We start from the raw sequence: 6,513 nt of genomic DNA on the forward strand, positions 1-6,513 counted from the left end.
GGTCGGGGCTGACTGACGAGTCGCCGGGCGTCGCCACGGAGCACCTCATCGGGAACTTCGGGATCGGGTTACGACGGCACGCTCATGTCCTCGTCTGTTGTTCCTGCGTCACGATTACGATTCGTTGGACAATGGCGGTCGCAAGGCAGAGGCCGATGATCGCGAGGCCGCTACTTAGCACATAGGGTGATACACCGTGAAGGGCCGACGCGAAGCCCAGGCCCACGTAGACCGTGACACCTGCGGATCCACCGAGCTGGTCTGCGGCTCGCTGTACGCCGGATGCGACTCCGGCATCATCGTCGGTGACCTCGGTCACGGCCGCGTACTGCAATCCAACGAGGCCGAAACCCATTCCTGCGGCGATGAAGAGCATCGCGGGGGTTAGTAGCCAAGCGGGGGCTTCGAGCTGCGCGGCTGCCGCGATCACGATCATGCCTGCCCCTGCGGAACTCAGTCCCACGACGATGCAAGCACGCGCTCCCCAGCGCCCCAAGAGGCGAGGTACGACGGTCACGGCGACGACTAGTGCCACCGCAAGTGGCAGGAGCAGCAATCCGGATTCCAGCGGAGAGAGACCGAGTCCATCCTGTAGATAGAACGTGAACAGCAGAAAGGACGTTGAGAGCGCCGCGCTCAACAGTGCAGTCGCAAGATTTGCTCGCACTCGTGTCCGGTTGCGGAAGAAGGTCAGCGGAACCAGTGGGTTTGCGGCTCGGCGTTCCACCTTGACGAACAATGCAGCGGCGGCTGCCGCTCCCACCAGGGCAGCGATTGATGACCAGGGCACATCCCCATTGCTGTCCCCGGCCTCCACCACTCCGAAAGCGAACAGCAGCGGTGCGCTCGTCAGCAGAATCGATCCGAGAATATCCAACGGTGCGCGCTCCTGTGATCGGTCTCGAGGTAGCAGGGCGACAGAAGCGATCAGCACGAACAGGACGAACGGAACGGCGATGAGGAAGATCCATCGCCAACCGAGATACTCGGTGATGATTCCCGAGAGCACGAACCCCAGCACAAGACCGCAGCTCGCAACCGCAGCCCAGACGCTCAGGGCGCGGGTGCGCGCCCGCCCTTCGGGAAACAACAGGACGATGGTCGCCATCGCAGCGGGCAGGGCGAGGGCTTCCCCTACACCCTGCAACAACCTTGCACCGACGAGTAGCGGAAAGGTCTCCGCGAGGCCCGCCATCAGCGAGGCCGCTCCGAAGATCGCGGTTCCGATGAGCAGAAGGCGGCGGCGGCCGAAGACGTCTCCCAGACGTCCACCAAGCATCAACAGACCACCGCCTGTGATGGTGTAACCAACGACGACCCATGTCAGGCCGCGCGCATCAACGCCCAGATCGTTGCCGATAGAGGGCAGCGCCACGTTGACCACGGTGACGTCGACGGCGATGAGGAATTGCAGGATGGACAGACAAACAAGGACTGCCCAGGAACGAGCGACCGATACTTGCGCAGGCCGCGATGAAGAGGTGCTAAAAGACACAGAGAACTCCGTTGCTCGAATGAAGATCGTGCATGAGTATCATACGGATGCTCGGGTCGAAAGGGAATCCCCAGGCGAGTAACCTGTTTGCGGTGATCCATTAGCTGCAGGAGCAGAAGAGCATACATCTGGAAGCAAAGCCAGGAAAGCGGCCTATGGAGCTGTGCGGCAGCGCTCAGTAGGCAATTTTTCAAAATATTGTTAAGCCTTTTCTGAGCATGGTATTTTTCATGGTATTACCAATTAGCAGGAAAATAAGCCATTGAATATAAAAGATAAAAATGTCTTGTTTACAATAGAGTGGGGGGGGTCAGCCTGCCGCCTTGGGCCGGGTGATGTCGTACTTGCCCGCCGCGAACTCGGTTACCGTCCAGCCCAGCGCGACCACTTAATATGAATATTGCAACCTTAAAAACTGCTGAAATATTTAAAAAACTCCCTCATTTATTTAAGTCTAAGTTTATATTTTTTTTCCTAGGCTTTTGGTTGATGCTAACAGCATTTCACTATGTCGATATTGTACCTAGTGATGATTATTTAATAATCTCAAAAGCCTTGGGAATACTTGCTTTGATCACCTATTTTTTTGAAAGAAAATAGGTATTACCCTTTGAAATCAGTATGTTTACGCAATGCTGTAAATATCCGTTTTGCAGTTTCTTCACGTACTGATTTTGGGTCTCTCAAAATACCGGCAATAAACAGAGTAAAAGCATCGTATGTCGGGAATGTAGAAAGGTCAGATATGTCACTTACACGACTTAAAATAGCACTATATTTGCTGATTTGAGCATCTGTTAAATCGCAGAACATATCTATTGTGTTCGGGTCCCGAGCTTGTGTCGTTAGAGTTTTAGGTTTTGGTTTCTCTTTTACAGTGAACTTAAAGCCGACTACAGAACGCCCCTGCTTTATATTCTCATAGCTGAGGTTAATATCCGTATTTTGATTAATTTCATCTAATGAGGGTTTAATTACCCTTTTTTTTAAATTACTTAAATCTTGATACGACTCAGGTAAGCCAAGCTGTTCAAAAAGATCATTAAGGCTGATTTGAAAACCGCCCATCACCTGATGTTTCTTAGCTAAGTGATAGATGTCTAGTGAGTAGTCTTTCCGGAGCCGTAATACAACCTCTTTTTTATATTTTGTATAAGGATTTAAAGCATCAAACTCCCTAAGAAGAAGAAGGACTTCATCAGTAAAGTAGAGTTCTGAACCCCCTTGCCCTACTTTATAAACAACCTTGTTCAACCATCTTATTTTCACCCGATCCCCATTTTGTGCTGTATATCCGAAAAATCGGGTAAAAAGACGCTCTGACGCTGTTTCTAGTGCTGTGTATGCGGTTGAAAGATCGACATTACACTCACGTGAAAATTCATGAGATGAGATAAAAATAGGTTCATTACTTGATATTTGTGTTGTTCTAGCAAGCGGCGTAGACATGATAAAAAGACGTTTTTCATCAAGGCTCATTCCACGAAAGCATTCAGCAACTCGGTTTTGTAAGACAACCCAATCTTTCGGATAATGTTTCTTTAGATCTACAGCCATATAAACAGCTCAAAAATAATAAATCGGTTTGTTTTTATACTAAGTACATTGTTTGAGTCAATACTTTTTTACAAATTAAAGTACATACATAGGTTTGTACTTTAATACTTGGCGTTTGTACTTTTTAAACTTGGCGTTTGTACTTTTTAAACAGTGTTTAACTTGGCGTTTGTACTTTAATACTTGGCGTTTGTACTTTTTTAAAGTTTGAAAGCCATGTTACACGTGGCTTTGAGGGGGGGCTAAAAGTATTTAAAAGCTTCTTAAAAGAATAAAAAGGAGCAGGGGAGTGAAAAACAGCCCTATGGCACTCGCTTCGCTCGTGGCATTTTGACCTCGTTTCACTCGGTCTTGGGGGCTGTTTTTTGGTGACTGCTTTCGAGGATTCAAAAAAGCAAAAGCGGCTATGAATTCGCTTCGCTCATAGAGCTTTTTTGCTCGCTTCGCTCGGTCTAGGTGCAAATACCAGCATTTGATTTAATTCCTTTTGTCTTTTTTATTTTTTTAAAGCAGTTTTTCAGAGGGTCGAGGCTCAACTTTTCTTTGTGTCACTCGTAGACACTCGTTAAATATACCGTTTAAATGCAAAAAATAAGGGTTTTTAGCTACTTTAGGTGTTTTTTTGATATTACCTACATGAAGTAAATTAAAGTGCCTTAGAAAGCAAAATAGAGAGATTTAGGAACTCACCTCGTTTAGTTGTTTTGCCGCAACCGAGGGAGTCATATCTCACTTTCGTAGAGTTCACGTTGTTTGTCGAGTAGAACATGGGTAGGCAAATACCCAAGTCATTATCACAATACGTCGTTCTTTATACTAAAGAATGGAAAAAACTCATCTTAACGAGGACTCCCGCTAATTTTTCTAAATTAGTTAAATATTCAATTAGTTAGAATTGAAACTATGAAAAAAATCATGCAGTACACAAGACTATGCTGCCGTATTTTCTTTTCTTTCATTAACGTTTGCTTAGTCCTGACTTAGATCGGGAGACCAATCCCGACCTATCAGAACAAACAATGGCGACCAAACCATTTTTAGCTATGTTTCGCTTTTTTAGATAACAACATAAAACCGACTCGGATTTTCGACAACACTACTCCCTTTACCACCCTTAGCAGCCACGCCACTGGTGAGTTCGCAATGTTTAATACAGCATCGACTTCGTTATTTTCATAACTTATACGACCTACTCATCCTCTCTCCCTCTCCATGCCTTGCCGTGACAACTCAATGTCTAAGCATGGAGATTCCCAAGTTATTTCTAACGATCTTAGCAATTGAACGCCAATGCTCTTTTGTCTGTCAGTGCTTCCATTTTCCCCACCACGCGGTTCCTTAGATTTGGTGGATATGACTTTGAGACAAAATCTGAGCGTATGGCTCTTAATCTACACGTGTCTCCGGTTTATGCTTCCGGATGTATACTGTTTAAGCTATCCGTTGACCCACTTTGCTTGAGATGATCTCACTCAGTGGTGCCGCTGCTTCCAGATTTCTCCTCAGCTAGCCTGTAACATTGCTGTTACCTCAAACGCCATCAGTTGTGCCAATGAGCTGCGCTTCCCTCTTAGAGTGCATTTGCCGCAACACATTGCCGTTATTAGTGACCCTTAACATCCTGTCAGGGTCTCACGGTAATCGTTAAAACAGGGTTTCAATACAAAAAAAATTGTATCTAGTCAGGCTATATCTAACCTCACGACCACTTCACAATCATTCGATTGTTTATAGGCTCCCGTGTCCTTGTCGCCCAACCCCGTTTACAACGGATTGGATCGAAAAGGAGTATTACAACTCCCTAGCGCCCATCAGATCGTACCGAACGGGATTTCTCCAGTAGTACGCTCAATCGGTCAACTCAAAATGGCTAGTTCTGAATTGTGCGCTATCTAAAAAAACATGGCTTTAAGCAGGCTGTTGCCTGCTCAAAATCGCTAAAACGAAAATGGTCAGGCAGTTGGTCAGACTGCTTTAAGTCAATGAATATTGCGACTATAAACCAAGCAAAAACAGATGTAAATTCCGTCACCTAGGAACCACTTGATTGCACGATGACAAATTGTGTCAATTAAGTCCGACCAATGCCTTTGGCATTGGTAAAAAATCAAAATCGTTGAAAGCATTATAAAATATAGCTTTTAGTTAGAATAAATATTGCTTGATTACATAGGACTTTTTAGAATATTGTTTGATGACAATTGAACAAATATTGCTTGGTAACAATAAAATGATTCATTACAGCCCGAACAGTCGTTATACAGCGCAAAAAATTGTAGATAAAGTTGCAAACGGTGCGTATTTCTATAGTCACTTTACTATTGAATCTGATAACACGATGTTTGCAGATAAAATCCAAAAACTCATAAAAAAACTCAGCCAAAAATATTCTTTAGATTTAAGCCCACGACAAAGGACTTATCGTTTAAATAAAAAAAATGAGCCTATTGCGGATTTAATTATTCAAAAGCGTTATGACCAAGATATATGGGAATTTTGGCTGTTTGTGACAACTCCAAAAAGCAATGAATACAACACTCTTAAAAGCGAGGGGCAATTAAAGAAAATAGTCAAACAGCGAATATCAGAAGTTGAAACAACGTGGAATCGAGAAGAAGAACAAGAACAAATTTCATTGATTCAGACATATTTTAATGACCATGAAAAATTCAAATTTGTTTTACAAAAGCCCTTTTTAAAAGTTGCGTTTGGAAATGGGAAAAATGTTGAACTGGTGCGCCTTTCACACTCAAAAAAGAAATCAAAGAATTATCCTGATACGGAGAAAAGTGCAAAAAACTATACATGGACTTGGCGATTTGATGAGCCTAGCGTGCAGCTGATTAAAAAAAGCTATGTTGAAATTATAAATACACTTATTTCAAATAATGACAAAAGCGTTGGCATGTCTAAGTTGCAGTCATTTTATGATGATCTGAAATTTTACGGAGTCTTCAAAGGGAATCGGCACCAGATCGGACGATTGTTTGTTGATGCGGTCAGTTATCACTTCAAAAAAACAGGGAAAAACTTTAGAAAAATGGACTACTACATTCCTTTAGAGCTGAATTACCTGCCCCGAATTAAGAATTATGCAGATGATTTTATTCAGTATGTTTTCTTAAGAAGGATTTATGAGAGTGTTCAAATCAATTTGAATAAAGACGATGTAAATCAAGACACTTACACCGAACTATTTAACAAATATTTGGTTTAATAACAGGACTTAATAGGCAACGCCTCGCGCACCCGCTGGCGGCGCTTGCGCATGGTCGAACCACTGGCCTCTGACGGCCAGACATAGCCGCACAAGGTATCTATGGAAGCCTTGCCGGTTTTGCCGGGGTCGATCCAGCCACACAGCCGCTGGTGCAGCAGGCGGGCGGTTTCGCTGTCCAGCGCCCGCACCTCCACCTTGACGCAGTCATACGCCACCGGACCGAGAGGGCGGTGAATGGTCG

At 44.6% G+C, this 6,513-nt stretch carries 4 protein-coding genes and 2 pseudogenes; 2 read left to right on the forward strand and 4 right to left on the reverse strand.

The window, feature by feature from the left end; translation table 11 throughout:
* Positions 1-82: 82 nt before the first annotated feature.
* A complete protein-coding gene (locus FTV42_RS15030; RefSeq protein WP_199792616.1) occupies positions 83-1,495 on the reverse strand; it encodes an MFS transporter in 1,413 nt (470 codons plus the stop codon).
* 310 nt (positions 1,496-1,805) lie between these two features.
* Positions 1,806-1,883, reverse strand: a pseudogene (gene repC / locus FTV42_RS17890) (replication protein C, IncQ-type); the annotation flags it as partial.
* Positions 1,884-1,888: 5 nt separating this feature from the next.
* On the opposite strand from repC (FTV42_RS17890), the gene FTV42_RS15040 reads away from it, so the two are divergent.
* Entirely contained in the window at positions 1,889-2,095 is a 207-nt protein-coding gene (locus FTV42_RS15040) for a hypothetical protein (RefSeq protein ID WP_179991696.1), read from the forward strand.
* 3 nt (positions 2,096-2,098) lie between these two features.
* Here the strand turns inward: FTV42_RS15040 and FTV42_RS15045 are convergent, their stop codons facing one another.
* The gene (locus tag FTV42_RS15045; RefSeq protein WP_179991697.1) at positions 2,099-3,052 is read right to left on the reverse strand and encodes a replication initiation protein; all 954 of its coding nucleotides are present in this window, start codon (positions 3,050-3,052) and stop codon (positions 2,099-2,101) included.
* A 2,194-nt stretch (positions 3,053-5,246) separates the two neighbouring features.
* On the opposite strand from FTV42_RS15045, the gene FTV42_RS15050 reads away from it, so the two are divergent.
* Positions 5,247-6,269 (forward strand): hypothetical protein, encoded by a 1,023-nt coding sequence (locus FTV42_RS15050; RefSeq protein WP_247166083.1) that lies wholly within the window; start codon positions 5,247-5,249, stop codon positions 6,267-6,269.
* Between the two features lie 14 nt (positions 6,270-6,283).
* Here FTV42_RS15050 and repC (FTV42_RS15055) read toward each other — a convergent pair.
* Positions 6,284-6,513, reverse strand: a pseudogene (gene repC / locus FTV42_RS15055) (replication protein C, IncQ-type); the annotation flags it as partial.

Origin of the sequence: Acinetobacter sp. YH16052 (assembly GCF_013417155.1) — a bacterium.
GTDB lineage: Bacteria > Pseudomonadota > Gammaproteobacteria > Pseudomonadales > Moraxellaceae > Acinetobacter.

Excerpts from the sequence above, each read along its gene's own strand:
- FTV42_RS15040 (WP_179991696.1), top strand. The coding sequence starts at position 1,889 with ATGAATATTGCAACCTTAAAAACTGCTGAAATATTTAAAAAACTCCCT.
- FTV42_RS15045 (WP_179991697.1), bottom strand. The coding sequence starts at position 3,052 with ATGGCTGTAGATCTAAAGAAACATTATCCGAAAGATTGGGTTGTCTTA.
- FTV42_RS15050 (WP_247166083.1), top strand. The coding sequence starts at position 5,247 with ATGACAATTGAACAAATATTGCTTGGTAACAATAAAATGATTCATTAC.